Below are 274 nucleotides of genomic sequence, written 5' to 3'. Positions count from 1 at the left end.
ACTTTATGCTCGGCGCGGCCTTGGCCTACGCCAACGGCGCCGACCCGCTTGCCGGCGGCAACGGCAGCGCTGCCGCCGAACGCGCAGCCGGGTATCTGGCCGGACAATACGACGACGGCCGCACTGCCATCGACCCGATAAACGGAAAATTCAATCCCAACCTTCTGCCCGAGCACATTAAAGAAGAGATCAAAGCGCAGACCGGGGCGCTTGCTTCGGTGGTGGGTGCGGCCGGAGGCAGCCTGAACGGCACCAGCGGCACAAACACCAATGC

1 pseudogene is annotated in these 274 nt (G+C 64.2%); it reads left to right on the top strand.

Annotated elements, in window-relative coordinates:
- Window positions 1–20: 20 nt before the first annotated feature.
- Window positions 21–274, top strand: a pseudogene (locus ACI43T_RS12065) (hypothetical protein); the annotation flags it as partial.

This window comes from Neisseria oralis, assembly GCF_045062685.1.
GTDB classification, from domain to species: Bacteria; Pseudomonadota; Gammaproteobacteria; order Burkholderiales; family Neisseriaceae; genus Neisseria; species Neisseria oralis.
Note: the sequence above shows the minus strand (reverse complement) of the source record. Positions and strands in the feature narration are given on the sequence as shown.